At 75.6% G+C, this 13,214-nt stretch carries 16 protein-coding genes; 6 read left to right on the top strand and 10 right to left on the bottom strand.

The features are described 5' to 3' along the window. Positions 1–27 precede the first annotated feature (27 nt). Positions 28–957, top strand: a complete 930-nt coding sequence (locus AMOR_RS05840) for a hypothetical protein (RefSeq protein WP_248359518.1) — start codon at positions 28–30, stop codon at positions 955–957. A 33-nt stretch (positions 958–990) separates the two neighbouring features. On the opposite strand, the gene AMOR_RS05835 is transcribed toward AMOR_RS05840, so the two are convergent. Continuing rightward, complete coding sequence (locus tag AMOR_RS05835) at positions 991–1,143, bottom strand: lmo0937 family membrane protein (protein WP_248359515.1); 153 nt, start codon at positions 1,141–1,143, stop codon at positions 991–993. A 202-nt stretch (positions 1,144–1,345) separates the two neighbouring features. Here AMOR_RS05835 and bioB point away from each other — a divergent pair, with 202 nt between their 5' ends. Genes bioB through AMOR_RS05820 form a run of 3 tightly spaced genes read left to right on the top strand, consistent with a single transcriptional unit; the run spans position 1,346 to position 3,897 of the window. Further along, on the top strand, positions 1,346–2,425 hold the full coding sequence (gene bioB / locus AMOR_RS05830) for a biotin synthase BioB (protein WP_248359511.1): 1,080 nt from the start codon (positions 1,346–1,348) through the stop codon (positions 2,423–2,425). 2 nt (positions 2,426–2,427) lie between these two features. After that, positions 2,428–3,603 carry an 8-amino-7-oxononanoate synthase gene (bioF, locus tag AMOR_RS05825; RefSeq protein WP_248359508.1) on the top strand — a complete coding sequence of 392 codons (1,176 nt, stop codon included), beginning with the start codon at positions 2,428–2,430 and terminating at the stop codon, positions 3,601–3,603. 54 nt (positions 3,604–3,657) lie between these two features. Then, the gene (locus AMOR_RS05820) at positions 3,658–3,897 is read left to right on the top strand and encodes a DUF2905 domain-containing protein (protein WP_248359505.1); all 240 of its coding nucleotides are present in this window, start codon (positions 3,658–3,660) and stop codon (positions 3,895–3,897) included. 16 nt (positions 3,898–3,913) lie between these two features. Here the strand turns inward: AMOR_RS05820 and AMOR_RS05815 are convergent, their stop codons facing one another. From AMOR_RS05815 to AMOR_RS05785, 7 genes are all read right to left on the bottom strand, one after another. Next, positions 3,914–4,285 (bottom strand): hypothetical protein, encoded by a 372-nt coding sequence (locus AMOR_RS05815; RefSeq protein WP_248359503.1) that lies wholly within the window; start codon positions 4,283–4,285, stop codon positions 3,914–3,916. 65 nt (positions 4,286–4,350) lie between these two features. Next, entirely contained in the window at positions 4,351–4,854 is a 504-nt protein-coding gene (locus tag AMOR_RS05810; RefSeq protein WP_248359500.1) for a hypothetical protein, read from the bottom strand. Beyond that, a complete protein-coding gene (locus tag AMOR_RS05805; RefSeq protein ID WP_248359498.1) occupies positions 4,851–8,099 on the bottom strand; it encodes a serine/threonine-protein kinase in 3,249 nt (1,082 codons plus the stop codon). The genes AMOR_RS05810 and AMOR_RS05805 overlap by 4 nt, the downstream gene beginning before the upstream one ends. Then, positions 8,096–8,668, bottom strand: a complete 573-nt coding sequence (locus AMOR_RS05800; protein WP_248359495.1) for an RNA polymerase sigma factor — start codon at positions 8,666–8,668, stop codon at positions 8,096–8,098. Before AMOR_RS05800 ends, AMOR_RS05805 begins: the two co-directional genes overlap by 4 nt. A 195-nt stretch (positions 8,669–8,863) precedes the next feature. Continuing rightward, a complete protein-coding gene (locus tag AMOR_RS05795; RefSeq protein ID WP_248359492.1) occupies positions 8,864–9,028 on the bottom strand; it encodes a DUF1049 domain-containing protein in 165 nt (54 codons plus the stop codon). A gap of 2 nt (positions 9,029–9,030) precedes the next feature. After that, a complete protein-coding gene (locus tag AMOR_RS05790) occupies positions 9,031–10,242 on the bottom strand; it encodes a threonine ammonia-lyase (RefSeq protein WP_248359489.1) in 1,212 nt (403 codons plus the stop codon). A 109-nt stretch (positions 10,243–10,351) separates the two neighbouring features. Beyond that, positions 10,352–10,879: a helix-turn-helix transcriptional regulator gene (locus AMOR_RS05785; RefSeq protein WP_248359486.1), complete on the bottom strand. Its 528-nt coding sequence runs from the start codon at positions 10,877–10,879 to the stop codon at positions 10,352–10,354. 481 nt (positions 10,880–11,360) lie between these two features. On the opposite strand from AMOR_RS05785, the gene AMOR_RS05780 reads away from it, so the two are divergent. Beyond that, positions 11,361–11,735: a hypothetical protein gene (locus AMOR_RS05780; protein ID WP_248359484.1), complete on the top strand. Its 375-nt coding sequence runs from the start codon at positions 11,361–11,363 to the stop codon at positions 11,733–11,735. Positions 11,736–11,788: 53 nt separating this feature from the next. Here the strand turns inward: AMOR_RS05780 and AMOR_RS05775 are convergent, their stop codons facing one another. Beyond that, complete coding sequence (locus tag AMOR_RS05775; RefSeq protein WP_248359481.1) at positions 11,789–12,175, bottom strand: tautomerase family protein; 387 nt, start codon at positions 12,173–12,175, stop codon at positions 11,789–11,791. 23 nt (positions 12,176–12,198) lie between these two features. Here AMOR_RS05775 and AMOR_RS05770 point away from each other — a divergent pair, with 23 nt between their 5' ends. Beyond that, on the top strand, positions 12,199–12,900 hold the full coding sequence (locus AMOR_RS05770; protein ID WP_248359478.1) for a DUF6920 family protein: 702 nt from the start codon (positions 12,199–12,201) through the stop codon (positions 12,898–12,900). Positions 12,901–12,909: 9 nt separating this feature from the next. Here the strand turns inward: AMOR_RS05770 and AMOR_RS05765 are convergent, their stop codons facing one another. Then, positions 12,910–13,191: a YciI-like protein gene (locus AMOR_RS05765; protein ID WP_248359475.1), complete on the bottom strand. Its 282-nt coding sequence runs from the start codon at positions 13,189–13,191 to the stop codon at positions 12,910–12,912. Between the last annotated feature and the right edge of the window lie 23 nt (positions 13,192–13,214).

The raw sequence follows: 13,214 nt of genomic DNA, 5'->3' as shown, positions 1-13,214 counted from the left end.
CGCACATCAGGGGCGTGGCACCCACCGATGCCGATGCCGTCTCACCCGATCCTGCGCCCGCTCGCCCTCCTGCTGCTCGTCGCCCTCGCGGCGCCCGCCACCGCGCGCGCGGTGGATCGTGACGGCGACGGGATCGACGACGCCCTCGAGGACGCGCTGCTCGAGCGCCACGCGCCGGTGGTCCTCCTCGCTCCGACGGAGGAGGCGCTCCCCGCGAGCGCCGAGTGGCTGCTCGCCCGCGCGGAGATCGAGACGGCGCCCGGGCGGCCGCCGCGCATCATGGAGGCCTCGGTGCTCGGCGCGGTCGGCGCCCTCGTCGCGCGGGCGGTGCCCGGGCTCGACGAGCCGGGCGCGCGCCTCCGCGTCGAGCGGGCCGCGCGCGCGGGCAGCCCGGATCCCGCGGTCTGGACGGTCTACGGGCACGCGTACCGCGCGGCGGGCGGCGGGATCCTGCTCCAGTACTGGTTCTTCTACGCGTTCAACGACGCCTTCTGGGCGTTCGATCACGAGGGCGACTGGGAGCACGTGACCGTGCGCCTCGACGCGGCGGCGCGGCCGGTCGGGGCGTGGTACGCGCGGCACGAGGACTCGGCGCCGGGCGAGTGGTTCGAGTGGGAGTCGCTGGCGCGCGAGGACGGGCACCCCGTCGTGCTCGCCGGCCGCGGCACGCACGCGAGCTACGCGCTCGCCGGCGAGGCCCCGGCCTGGGAGCGCCTCTGCCCGGAGCGCGACCCCGCGCGCGCGGCGGCCGCGGGCTGCCGGGTCTGGAGGACCGACGAGGGCGGCGGGATCGTCAACGTGGGCGAGCGCGGCGCGCCGCGCGCGGCGTTCCTGTCGTGGCCCGGGAGGTGGGGGACCACCGGTGCGTTCGGGCTCGAGCGGCACGCGGGCTCGCCGCCCGGGCCCGCGTTCCAGCGCGGGTGGTGCAGCGCGGGCGCGCCGGGCGCGTGTCCCTGAGTGAACGGGGACCGCCTCCCGACGCGCCCGTCGTCAGACGGTGGCCGAGCCGCGCCGGATCACCGCGAAGATGAGCGAGATCACCGCCAGGACCAGCAGCAGGTGAACCCACCATCCGAGCGTCGAGCCGGATACGAGCCCGATCGCCCACAGCACCAGCAGGATGATCGTGATCGTCCAGAGCATGAGCCCCTCCCGATCGAAAGCTACACATCGCGGCGCCGGGGGAAGGGGCTCGCCCTGACCCGTGCAGGGGGTGGGCTAGATCTCCCGTAGCGACCGGGATCCCCAGCGACGTCGCGAGGTTCGGCCCGTTGGGGGGCCCTCGTCAACCGGACCGGCGCCACCGGGTTGACGAGGCGATCCCGTCTGGTAGGGTCGCCGTCCCATGTGTGAGACCGCTGCCAGGCCGCTGCCCGCCGGGATCGAGCCCATCTCCGCCGACGAGGCTCGCCGGCTCATCCACCACACCTCCGGTGCCGCGCTCGAGGCGCTGCTCGTTCGCGCCGACGCCGTGCGCCGCGCCGTGCACGGGGACGAGATCGCGCTCTGCGGGATCACGAACGCGAAGAGCGGGCGCTGCGCCGAGGACTGCGGCTTCTGCTCCCAGTCGGCGCACTTCCCCGACGCGGACGCGCCGGTCTATCCCCTCGTCGGCGCCGACGAGATCGTGGCGCAGGCGAAGGCCGCGGAGCGCGCCGGCGCGCGCGAGTTCTCCATCGTGACGAGCGGGACGCGCGTCGCGAAGGAGGCCGAGCTCGCCACGATCGAGCAGGCCGTCCAGAAGCTCCGCGCCGAGACCGCGGTGGAGCCGTGCGCCTCGCTCGGCCTCATGAAGGAGCCCGAGCTCGCGCGCCTCAAGGCGGCCGGGCTCATGCACTACCACCACAACCTCGAGACCGCGCCGAGCTTCTTCTCGAACGTCTGCACGACGCACACGTTCGAGGAGCAGCTCGAGACGATCCGCGCCGCGAAGAAGCTCGGCTTCAAGCTCTGCTCGGGCGGCATCCTCGGGATGGGCGAGACGGCGGAGCAGCGGGTCGAGCTCGCCGAGACGATCCGCGAGCTCGGCATCGACTGCGTGCCGGTGAACTTCCTGAACCCGCGCCCGGGCACGCCCATGGCGCACGTGAAGGCGATCACCGCGGAGGAGTGCCTCGCGGCGCTCGCGGTGTTCCGGCTCATGATGCCGGCCGCCCACATCTTCGTGATGGGCGGGCGCGAGGTGAACCTCGGGGATCGTCAGGACCAGATCTTCCGCGCGGGCGCCAACGGGACGATGGTCGGCAACTACCTCACGAGCGCGGGCCGCTCCCCCGAGCTGACCGTGAACATGGTCGAGGCGCAGGGCCTCCGCCTCCGCGCTCCGGACACGGAGCGCCCCTGGGCCTTCGACGGGTGCGCGCCGCACGACGCCGACTGGAACGAGCGGGCGCTCGAGAAGCGCCGCCTCCCGGTCGTGCGCTAGCGATGGCCCGCTCCGCCCTCGACTGGATCCCGGGCGAGCTCGACGCCCTCGCGGCGAAGGGCCTCCGGCGCGCGCTCGAGACGATCGCGCCGGTGCAGGGCCCGGTGGTCGAGGTCGCCGGGCGGCGGCTCGTGAACCTCTGCTCGAACGACTACCTCGGCCTCGCCGCGGACCCGCGGCTCCGCCGGGCGGCGTCGGACGCGGCGGAGCAGGAGGGCGCCGGGGCCGGCGCCTCGCGCCTGGTCGCCGGCGACCTGCCCGTCCACCGCGCCCTCGAGGCCCGGCTCGCGGCGTGGAAGGGGACGCAGGCGGCGCTCCTCTTCAACTCCGGGTACCACGCGAACGCCGGGGTCCCGGCCGCGCTCGTCGGGCGCGACGACGCGATCTTCTGCGACGTCCTGAACCACGCGTCGATCGTCGACGGCTGCCTCCTCTCGCGCGCGGAGCTGGTTCGGTACCGGCACCGCGACGTCGACGAGCTCGCCGGCCTGCTCGCGCGCACGCGAGCGCGCCGGAAGCTCGTCGTCACGGACGCGGTGTTCTCCATGGACGGGGACGCTGCGCCGCTCCGCGAGCTCGCGGAGCTCTGCGACCGGCACGGCGCGATGCTCTACGTGGACGAGGCGCACTCGGCCGGGATCCTCGGACCGACGGGGGCCGGCCTGGCGGAGGCGCTGGGGGTCTCGGACCGGGTCGACGTGCACATGGGCACCCTCGGGAAGGCGCTCGGCGCGTTCGGCGCGTACGTCGCCGGGACGCAGCCCCTCGCGGAGCTGCTCGTCTCGCGCGCGCGGACGTTCGTCTTCACCACCGCGCTCCCGCCGGCGGCGTGCGGCGCGGCCCTCGCCGCCCTCGACGTGGTCGCGTCCGAGCCGGCGCGCCGCGCCCACGTCCTCGCGCTGACCGAGCGGGCGAAGGCGGGGCTCGCGCGCCTCGGCTTCGACGTGGCGAGCGTCGTCGCGCCCATCCTGCCGGTCGTGCTCGGCAGCGAGGCGCGCGCCCTCGCCGCCTCGTCGGCGCTGCGCGAGCGCGGCTGGTTCGTGCGCGCGATCCGGCCCCCGACCGTGCCGCGCGGGACCAGCCGGCTCCGCGTCGCGCTCTCGGCGGCTCACGAGGAGGCGCAGGTGGACGGGTTCCTCGCGGCGCTCGCGGAGGTCCTGCCGGGGCTTCCGCCGTGAGGCGGCGCGAACGTCCGGCCGGCGCCCCGGGCGCGGCGCGTTATGATGGCGGTCATGCCCGGCGGCCCCGCGTCCCTCGGCCGGATGCTCCTCGTCCTCGGCGGGGTCCTCGTCGCCATCGGGCTCGTGCTCGTCCTCGCGGAGCGGTTCCCGGGGCTCCGGATCGGGAAGCTCCCCGGGGATCTCTCCGTCGAGCGCCCGGGCTTCCGCTTCTACTTCCCGCTCGGGACCTCGATCCTCGTCTCGGTGATCCTCTCGCTCGTGCTGTGGCTCGTGGGCCGGCGCGGCCGCTGACGGCCGCGCCCGGCGGCTACTGCGCGCTCCGGCAGCCGAGCGGTGCCGCGAGGACGCCCGCCGCGGAGTCGGTCGTCTCGAGCACGGACGCGCGCGCGGGCGTGCGGGCCTGGACCGCGGGGTGGCCGGTGCGCGCGACCCGCGCCGGCGCGTGCGAGCCGGACGCGGCGAGCAGCGCCCGCTGGCGCGCGGCCGCGGCGCGCACGTAGAAGTCGCGCTGCGCCTCGAGCTCGTAGAAGCGATCCTCCGGCGAGCGGAGCGGCGCCACCTCGACCACGAACGCGACGGCGAGCCCGAGCCAGAGGGCCACGAGCGGCAGCGCGGCGAGGCCCCGCCGGCGCGGCAGGCTCGAGAAGAGGGGGCGGCGGTTCTCGTTCGGGCTCGACATGGCTCGCTCCTTCCAGGACGCGGTGCTTCGACCTCTCGCGCCCTGTCTACGGGAGGAGGAGCTCGTTATTTCGTGACCCGCACCACGTGCCCGAGCAGGGTCTGCAGCTCGTACGGGCTCCCGCCCTTCGGCGCGCCGGCCGCGCACGACGTGACGGTCCCCGAGCCCGAGAGCGACGCGTATGCGCCGGTGCCCGACGCGAGCGTCCACCGGCCGAAGATCGGCGGGAAGCCGCCGCTCTTCGAGCTGCCCTGGATCCGCAGCGTGATCGTCCCCTTCGACCCCTCGAGGACGCGCTCCACGACGCCGGTGCCCATGGCGAAGCCGCCGAGGTCGCGCGCGACGCCCTCGTCCCGGATCGTCCCCGCGGCGGTCTCGATCCGGAACGTCCCGGAGTATTCCCAGGGGGGGAACCGGACGTGGATCTCCACGCGCTCCGAGCCCGGCGGCGGCTCGTGCGCGGAGGGCGGCGGCTCGCGGTTGCGGACGGGCTCGCCGGCGCGCGCGAGCGTCGGCGCCGCGACGAGGGCGGCGACGAGCGCGAGCGCGTGGCGACGGCGCGAGGTCATCCCTTGCTCCCGGTGGCGGCCGGCGCGAGCTCCGCGGAGGGCGGGGCGACGGCGGGCGCGGGCGCCGCGGCGGGGGCGCGGCCGTGCGCGCGCTGGCACTCCGCGAACCTCGCCTCGGCCTCCTCGGCGGACTCGCCGAGCACCTGGACCCGGTGCGACACCGGGAGGCACGCGGTGGTCGACGCGCGCAGCTCGGCGCGGAGCCGTCCCCAGTCGACGGTGAAGACGCGCGCCGTGCCGTCCCACGACGCGGTGGCGAGCTCCGTGCCGTCGGGGCTGAACGCGGCGTGGCCGACCGGGCCGACGTGGCCGCGCAGCACGAGCGGCTCGCCCCCGCCGTCGGCGTCGTAGACGCGGACCGTGCCGTCGGAGGACCCGAGCGCGATGCGCCGGCCGTCGGGGCTCGGCACCGCGGTGAAGAGCTCCTCCTGCAGGGCCGGGAACGGCCGCTCCGTCCCGTCGGGCCGGATCACGTGGAGCGGCCCGCCCTCCTCCGCGACGACGAGCGTGCCGTCCGGGAGCGGCGTCGCCCGGAACACGGCACGCTCGAACTTCAGCACGCGCGGCGCGCCCCCGTCGAGCGGCCACACCCGCACCGTCGCGTCGAGCTGCGACGACGAGACCACGCCCCTGCCGTCGGGCAGCCAGGCCACGGAGGTGATGCCGCCCTCGCTCCCGCGCAGCACGCGGGGGGCGCCCTCGCCGTCGGCGGGCCAGATCCGGACCGTCCGGTCGAGCGACACGCTCGCGATGCGCGTGCCGTCCGGGCTGAAGAACGCGGCGAGCACCGGCCCCTCGTGGCCGCGGAGCTCGCGGACGAGGGCGCCGGACGCCGCGTCCCAGAGCCGGACGGTCCCGTCCTCGGACGCGGTCACGATCCGCCGCTCGGTGGGATCGAGGTCGGCGGAGTGGATGCCGCCGCCCGGATCGCGGATGACGAGGCCGTCGCCGCCGTGCACCGGCCAGAACCGCGCCGTGCCGTCGTGCCCGGCGGTGAGGAGGCGGCGGCCGTCGCGCGTCCACTTCACGGTGTCCACGAGCTGGTCGTGGGCGCGGAACACGGCCCGCTCGTTCGGCGGCGCCGCGCGCCACACGCGGATCGCGCCCTCCTTCCCCTTCGTGAAGACGAGCGCGCCGTCCGGCGAGCCGGCCATCGAGACCGCGTGCTGGCCGCGGAGCACGATGGGCGGGCTCTCGCCGTCGGCGGACCAGAGCCGGACCGTCCCGTCCGCGCCCACCGTCCCGACGCCCCGGCCGTCCGCCGCGAACGCGGCCTGCACCACGGGCCCGCGGTGACCCCGGAGCCGGATCTCCGCGGCCGGCGCGCCGACCCGGTGGATGCGGGCGGTGCCGTCCATCGAGGCGACCACGACGCGGCCGCCGGTCGGATCGAAGCGGATCGAGAGGGCCGGCTGGCCCGGCGCTCCGTACGACTCGAGCACCGCGCCCTGCGGCGAGAGCAGGCGCGCCACGCCGTCCTCCGACGCGACGGCGACGGCGCGGCCGTCCGGCGACCACGCGAGATCGAAGATGGCGCCGCCGGGGAGCGGCGCGCGGGCGAGGAGGCCCCCGTCGCGGGAGAACACCCGGAGGAACCCGTCCGCGGCGCCCGTCGCGACGCGCGCGCCGTCCGGCGTCCAGGCGAGCGCCAGCACGGCGCCATCGTGCAGCAGGGCGACGGGCGGGCGCGAGCCGTCGAGCGCGACGAGCCAGAGCCGGCCGTCGAGCGCGCCGGCGGCGGCGATCCGTCCTTCCGGATCGAGCCGGAGGCGGGCGAGCGGGGAGGCGCCGGCGTGCTGCGTGAGCGGCGCGCCCTCGCCGCCCAGCCGGAAGACGTGGACGTCGCCGTCGTGTCCCGCGGTGACGAGCCGGGTCCCGTCACGGGTGAACGCCAGCGCGTTCGTGCGGCGGCCGCCGCCGGAGAGCACGCGCGGCGCGCCCGTCCCATCGGTCCGCTGGACGACCGCGCCCCCGTCCGGCGTGCCGGTCGCGACGAGGGTTCCGTCGGGGCTCACCTCGAGGCCGAAGCCGGCCTCCACGCGATCGAGCACGGCGATCGGGATCGGCTCCCCGAGGATCCGCTGCGCCACCTCGACGGCGCGCGCCGGCGGGTCGCCGCCGATCTCCGCCATGAGCAGCGCGGCGGCGAGGGGATCGGAGGCGCCCTCCGCGGCGCTGGCGATGCGGCTCGCCCGGAGCGCCCGCTCGGCGCGCGCGCCGGCGCGGAGCGCGAGCACCGCCGCGAACGAGGCGGCGGCGAGGGCGACGACCGAGGTCGTCGCGGCGGCGCGGCGGAGCCGCCGGCGGCGCGCGGCGCGGACCTCCTCGGCGGCGCGGTCCGCGTACGCGCGCTCGACGCCCTCGAGCGCCTCGCGGAGCGCGGCGGCGCTCTGGGGCCGGCCCGCCGGATCCTTCGACAGGGCGCCCGCGAGGAGCGCGGCGAGCTCCGGCGGCGCGTCCTCGAGCGGCAGGGACGGCGGGGGGCCGGGGTCGAGGACCGTGGTCCGCCCGTCGACGACGGGGAAGGGCAGCCGGCCCGCGAGCGTCTGGAAGAGGACGACGGCGGCGCCGAACACGTCGGCGCGCGCGTCGCCGGGCTCGCCGCGGAGCTGCTCCGGCGCCATGTAGGCGGGGGTGCCGCCGGCGAGGCTCGCGCGATCGAGGAGGCGGGCGAGCCCGAAGTCGAGCAGCTTCACGCCGCCCGAATCGGTGAGGAACACGTTGCCCGGCTTGAGGTCGCGGTGGAGCACGCCCTGCGCGTGGGCGTGCTCGAGGCCGCGGGCGACCGCCAGCGCGATGCGGATCGCCTCGCCGGGCGGCAGGACGACCTCGCGGAGGAGGCGCTGCTGGAGCGTCTCGCCCCGCAGGAGCTCGAGGATGAGGTACGGCGTGCTGTCGTGGATCCCGAAGTCGTGCAGCGTCACGACGTTCGGGTGATTGAGCCGCGCCGCCGCCTCGGCCTCCTCCCGGAGCGGCTTCTCGAGCGCGTCCGCCCGGGCGCGCGACGGGCGCATCGCCTTGAACGCCACGAGGCGGCCGAGCTCGCGATCGCGCGCCTCGAAGACGACGCCGAAGCCGCCGCGCCCGACCTCGCGCACGAGCTCGAAGCGGCCCACGACGTCCCCGGGCGCGAGCGGCACGACGAGCTGGGCGGGATCGCGCTCCGGGGCGCTGGCGAGCGCCATGAGGAGGTCGGACAGCGCCTCGCTCTCGCCCTCGAGCTCTTCGGGGCGGCGCGCCGTCATTCCAGCAGCCCCTCCTCGCGCGCCATCCGCGCGAGCTTGTCCTTGAGCCGCTCGAAGCGCTTGCGGAGCGCCGGCTCGTCCGCGGGCGCGCCGTCCTCCGCGAGGACCGTCGCGACCTCGCGCCAGGTGAGATCGCGATCGAGCCGCAGGACGAGGAGCGTCTGCTCGTCCGGCGCGAGCCGCGACCGGAGCCGGTCGATGCCACGCTGGCGCGCCTCCTTCCGCCCGAGGAGGAGCGAGGAGCGGACCTCCTCGGCGATCCGGGACAGCTCGGTGGTCTCGAGGCGGCGCCCGCGGGCACGGTACGGGTCCCGGAGGTGCCGCGCGGCGGCGTGCCAGGCGAGGCGGTACGCCCAGATGCGGACGGGGCACTCGCGCCGGAAGCCGGGGAGCCCGCGCCAGAGGTCCTCGGTGAACTGCGAGAAGACGTCGGCCGCGTCGCCGTCGTTCCGCAGGACGGAGACGAGGTAGCCGAGGATCTGCGGGCCGTAGTCGCGGACGATGGCCTCCGCGGCGGCGCGGTGGTCGCCCGCCTCGAGGAGGGCGGTCGCGCGATCGTCGGAGGTCATCGCCTGGCGTCCGGGCGCCGCCCCGGCCGGGCGCTGCACGGGCGGGGCGGACGCGGCCCGACGATAACGGAGCGGGTGGATCGCTGCAATGCGCCAGGCGCCCACGAGGAGGCCTCCGGGCGGCCCTCGACCGCCTCTCGGTGGGGAGGCGCGGCGCGGCGGTTCGTGACGGGGCGCGACGCGCCGCGGAGACGGCTACCGCGACAGCTCGTGGAGCTTGCCCCGGAGCGTCTCGGCGGCGTCGTGCGCCCGGGACTCCACCGTGGGCTCGGTCCAGACCCGGGCGAACCAGCCCGCGGCGAACCCGATGAGGGCGGCGGCGACGGAGGCGGCGAGGAGGGCGCGCTGGGAGGGCGTCATGGTCAGATTCCGAGCTGCTGGACCTGGTAGCCGCGCTCGCGCAGGGCCTTCAGGATCTCGTCGACGTGCTCGTGGCCGCGCGTCTCGAGGGTGAGCTGCAGGGTGGTGTCGCCGAACCGCGTGGCGAACGCCCGGGTGTGGTGCACCTCGATGACGTTCGCCCGGTGATGCGCGATGATCCCGGACACCTTCGCGAGCTGGCCCGGCTTGTCCATGAGGGCGACGCTCACGCGGACGAGGCGCCCGTCCTTCACCAGGCCGCGCTCGATGATCCGCGCGACGAGGTTCACGTCGATGTTGCCGCCGGAGACGATGGCGACGACGCGCTTCCCCTCGAGGCCGCGGATGCGGCGCTGCATGAGCGCCGCGACGCCGACGGCGCCGGCGCCCTCCGCCACCGTCTTCTCCCTCTCGAGGAGGTAGAGGATGGCGCTCGCGATCTCCTCCTCGGACACCGTGACGATCTCGTCGACGAGCGCGCGGACGTGCTCGAAGGTGAGGTCGCCGGCGCGCTTCACGGCGATCCCGTCCGCGACCGTGGTCGCGGGCTCGAGCGTGACGGGCTTCCCCGCCTCGATCGCCGCGAGCATGCAGGGCAGGACCTCCGCCTCGACCCCCACGACCTTCACCGACGGCCGCAGGGCCTTTGCCGCCGCGGCGATGCCCGACACGAGGCCGCCGCCGCCGATCGGGACCACGATCGCGTCCACGTCCGGCACCTGCTCCAGGATCTCGAGGCCGATGGTGCCCTGGCCGGCGATGATGGCGGGGTCGTCGAACGGGTGGACGAACGTGAGCCCCTCCACCTGCTCGAGGCGCCGCGCCTCCGCGTACGCCTCGTCGTAGGACGAGCCGTGGAGGACGATCCGGGCGCCATGCGCCCGGGTGTTCGCCACCTTCATGATCGGGGTCGTCTCGGGCATCACGATGGTCGCGGAGACGCCCAGCCGTCCCGCGTGGTACGCGACGCCCTGCGCGTGGTTCCCGGCGCTCGCCGCGATGAGCCCGCGGGAGCGCTCCTCGGGAGCGAGCAGGAGCAGCTTGTTGAGCGCGCCGCGCTCCTTGAACGCGCCCGTCATCTGGAGGTTCTCCAGCTTGAGGTACGCGCTCGTGCCGGTGAGCTTCGAGAACGTCTCGCTCCGGGCGCACGGGGACAGGTAGATGCGATCGCGGATGCGGCCGAGGGCGGCCTGCACGTCGGGGAGCGTCACCATGTGAGCGGCGACGGTAGCCGCGGGGCGCGCGGGTCGCAAGCGGGCCAAGCCGACGGCGGGGGCCCGCCGCGGACCGGCGGGCCAGGGTTTCTGCCGGGGACGACGCGCCTCAGTGCTGGACGAGGCGGCGCGCCAGCTCGACGCGGTTGCGGACGCCGAGCTTGTCGAAGATCGTCTTGAGGTGGCTCTTGACGGTCTGCGACGCGATCCCGAGCCGCTCCGCGACCTCGCGGGAGCGCAGGCCGTCCGCGACGAGCAGGGCGACCTCGCGTTCACGCTGCGTGAGCCCATCGGCCGGCGCGGCGGTGGTGGCCTCCGGTCCGAGCTGCAGCGGCTCCGGCAGCGGCTCCCGCCACAGGTGCAGCTGCGTCTTCCCCTTGCCGACGGCCGTCACCTCGATCCGCAGGCGCTCGCCGTGCCCCTCCATCAGCAGCGTACGGCGGATCCCGGGTGGCCCGCTCTGGGCACCCTCGGTGAGCCCCCGGAGCTCGGCGGGAACGACTGCTCCCTCCGAGGCATCGGAGAAGAAGACCTTCAGCATCTCCTCGGCCTGGCGATCACACCGGAGCAGGCCATCAGTATCGCAATGAGCGGCGGCGCCCCTAGGTGCCGGGACGCGGACGTTCGCGCGCATCATGACTGCACCCCCTGTCAACAACAGTCATTCAACGGTGTGTAGACAGGACCCACATACTACAGACCTTCCATCAGGTGGTCACCGTACCCCCCTTACTCGTCCGGACTCTTTTGGGGTTGCGGCGGGTTACGACCCCTCAGGCTCCGGAGGGGGCGCCGCTTCCGGCTCCACCCGGCCGGGTGAGATCCCCCTGACCACCCACGCTGCGAAATCAGAGGGATGGACGGGCCGACCGGCGGCGCGAACGAACCGATACGCTGGGCAGGTGCCGTAGGGGCCGCGGCAGAACGCGGTCATCACGTCCCTCGGGACGGGCGCCGCGGCTCCGGACACGGCGCGACAGCGGGGAGGCTGGGAGCGTCGGAGAAGCGGGCAGGCCATCTCGTCGATCACGCGTACGGTTCGGCGTGAACGTAGGCACGCATGTCCCGCGCTGCGGCGAGCGGGGGCTCGCTCGGCAGCTTCGCGCTACCATCCCAGCATGTGCTCCCGATCCGCCGCGCTCGCGGTCGCCGCGCTCGCCGCCGTCACCGCCTGCTGCGCCCCCGCCCGCGAGTCCCCGGACGCGGCGGCGCCGCCCGACCGCGCCGCGGCGACGACCTCCCGCGGCTCCGCGCCCGTCGGCCTTCACGGAACGTGTCCGGAGACGGGGTGCCCCGCGGGCCAGCGCTGCATCGAGTGGTGCGGCGTCGCCGGCTGCCGCCCGGGCCTCGTGTTCCGGACCTGCGAGATCCCGTGCAAGACCGACGCGCAGTGCCCCGCCGGCCTCGCCTGCGCGACGATCGCCGACGGACCGGGGCAGGTCTGCGACGGCGGCGGGGCGGCGGCGCCGCGGCAAGACGGGCCCAGGGAGTGATGCGCGGCAGGCCCTGCGCCCACGGGGCGGCGGTGCCTGCTCATCCTGCTGGCTCAGACGTCGACCTTGAAGCCGATCGCGACGTCGCTCGCGATCTTCCCGCCGCGGATCCCCCAGCACTCGAGCGGCGGCTCGTGGAGCACGATCATCACCGCCGACGGCGGGATCCCGGGCGCGTGCTCGAGGTTTCGCACGATGCCTTCGTAGAGCCTGCGCTTCGCGTCGGCGCTCCGGCCCGGGAAGACCGTGAGCTCGACGAGCGTGTACTCGGGCCCCTTCGGCGACTCCAGGTGCTCCGGGGCGTGCTCGTGCAGGATCTGGTTGCGGTCGGACTCGGGCACCCGGAAGGCGTCGACGAGCGCGGCGTGGACCCCGTCGAGGATCGCCTTCCGCTGCGCGGCGGGCCGCCCTGCGCGAATGTGGACGTGGACGATGGGCATGCGCGGGATTCTACTCGGCGCCCATGACCGCCGACCCCTCCGCCGCCGCCTCCGGGCTGCGGGACCGCTTCCGTGCCTTCGCCCTGCCGCGGGGGCCCGACGTCGTGGCGAGCGCCCGCGGCGTGCGGCTCTCGCAGCGCGGGGAGCTGGTCCTGTCGCCCGGCGCACGCCCGATCCGCTTCACCGCCGAGCAGACCATCGACGCCCTGCGGAGCGCGTTCCGCTGGGTCGCGACCGTGCGGCTCGGCCCGCTGACGCTCATGACCGCGACGGACGCATACGAGGACGGCCGCGGCTCGCTCGTCGTCCGCGCCCTCGGCCTGGTCCCGGTGATGAAGGGAGCGGGCGCGGACTTCGATCGCGGCGAGCTGCAGCGCTACCTCGGGGAGGTCCCGTGCTGCCCGCCGGCGCTCGTGCTGCACCCGACCCTCGAGTGGTCCGCCATCGGCGCCGACACGGCGCGGCTCCGGGACCGGGCCGACCCCGGCGGCGCGACGGTGGACCTCGCGCTCGACGAGGCGCGCGGCGCGGTCACGTGCCGGGCCGACCGGCCGCGCGCGGTGGGGAAGGGGACGGTGACGACGCCGTGGGAGGCGGTGAGCGACGTGCCGCACGAGTGGAGCGGAATGCGGGTGCCGACGCGGATCGAGGTCGCGTGGCAGCTCCCGGAGGGACGCTTCACGTACTTCCGGGCCGAGATCACCGCGCTCGAGGTCGTGCGGTAGCCGGAGCGGCTAGGACTGCCCGCCCACGACCACGTTCCAGGGCTTCACGCGCCAGCCGCTCACGACCCCGTTCTTCACGTAGGGATCGCTCTTCGCGAACGCCTCGACGTCGGAGGCGGAGTCCGCCTTGAACAGGAAGAGCGCGCCGTCGGTGGGCGGATCGAAGGCTCCGGCCATGACGAGGCGGCCGGCGTCGTGGGCGGCGCCGGCGTAGGCGAGGTGCTCCGGGCGGTGCGGCTTGCGGCGCTCGAGGACGTCGGGGACGTAGTCGTAGAAGAGGGCGAAGTACATGCCCCCGTGCTAGCCGAAACCGC

It is taken from the genome of Anaeromyxobacter oryzae (genome assembly GCF_023169945.1).
Taxonomy (GTDB): domain Bacteria; phylum Myxococcota; class Myxococcia; order Myxococcales; family Anaeromyxobacteraceae; genus Anaeromyxobacter; species Anaeromyxobacter oryzae.
The sequence above is the reverse complement of the archived record's forward strand: the minus strand, read 5'-3'. Positions and strand labels throughout refer to the sequence as shown.

Coding starts and splice junctions, on each gene's coding strand:
- AMOR_RS05785 (WP_248359486.1), bottom strand. CDS start 10,879: ATGATGCGCGCGAACGTCCGCGTCCCGGCACCTAGGGGCGCCGCCGCT.
- bioF (WP_248359508.1), top strand. CDS start 2,428: ATGGCCCGCTCCGCCCTCGACTGGATCCCGGGCGAGCTCGACGCCCTC.
- AMOR_RS05815 (WP_248359503.1), bottom strand. CDS start 4,285: ATGTCGAGCCCGAACGAGAACCGCCGCCCCCTCTTCTCGAGCCTGCCG.
- AMOR_RS05810 (WP_248359500.1), bottom strand. CDS start 4,854: ATGACCTCGCGCCGTCGCCACGCGCTCGCGCTCGTCGCCGCCCTCGTC.
- AMOR_RS05840 (WP_248359518.1), top strand. CDS start 28: ATGCCGATGCCGTCTCACCCGATCCTGCGCCCGCTCGCCCTCCTGCTG.
- AMOR_RS05775 (WP_248359481.1), bottom strand. CDS start 12,175: ATGCCCATCGTCCACGTCCACATTCGCGCAGGGCGGCCCGCCGCGCAG.
- AMOR_RS05800 (WP_248359495.1), bottom strand. CDS start 8,668: ATGACCTCCGACGATCGCGCGACCGCCCTCCTCGAGGCGGGCGACCAC.
- AMOR_RS05790 (WP_248359489.1), bottom strand. CDS start 10,242: ATGGTGACGCTCCCCGACGTGCAGGCCGCCCTCGGCCGCATCCGCGAT.
- AMOR_RS05805 (WP_248359498.1), bottom strand. CDS start 8,099: ATGACGGCGCGCCGCCCCGAAGAGCTCGAGGGCGAGAGCGAGGCGCTG.
- AMOR_RS05795 (WP_248359492.1), bottom strand. CDS start 9,028: ATGACGCCCTCCCAGCGCGCCCTCCTCGCCGCCTCCGTCGCCGCCGCC.
- AMOR_RS05820 (WP_248359505.1), top strand. CDS start 3,658: ATGCCCGGCGGCCCCGCGTCCCTCGGCCGGATGCTCCTCGTCCTCGGC.
- AMOR_RS05835 (WP_248359515.1), bottom strand. CDS start 1,143: ATGCTCTGGACGATCACGATCATCCTGCTGGTGCTGTGGGCGATCGGG.
- bioB (WP_248359511.1), top strand. CDS start 1,346: ATGTGTGAGACCGCTGCCAGGCCGCTGCCCGCCGGGATCGAGCCCATC.
- AMOR_RS05780 (WP_248359484.1), top strand. CDS start 11,361: ATGTGCTCCCGATCCGCCGCGCTCGCGGTCGCCGCGCTCGCCGCCGTC.
- AMOR_RS05765 (WP_248359475.1), bottom strand. CDS start 13,191: ATGTACTTCGCCCTCTTCTACGACTACGTCCCCGACGTCCTCGAGCGC.
- AMOR_RS05770 (WP_248359478.1), top strand. CDS start 12,199: ATGACCGCCGACCCCTCCGCCGCCGCCTCCGGGCTGCGGGACCGCTTC.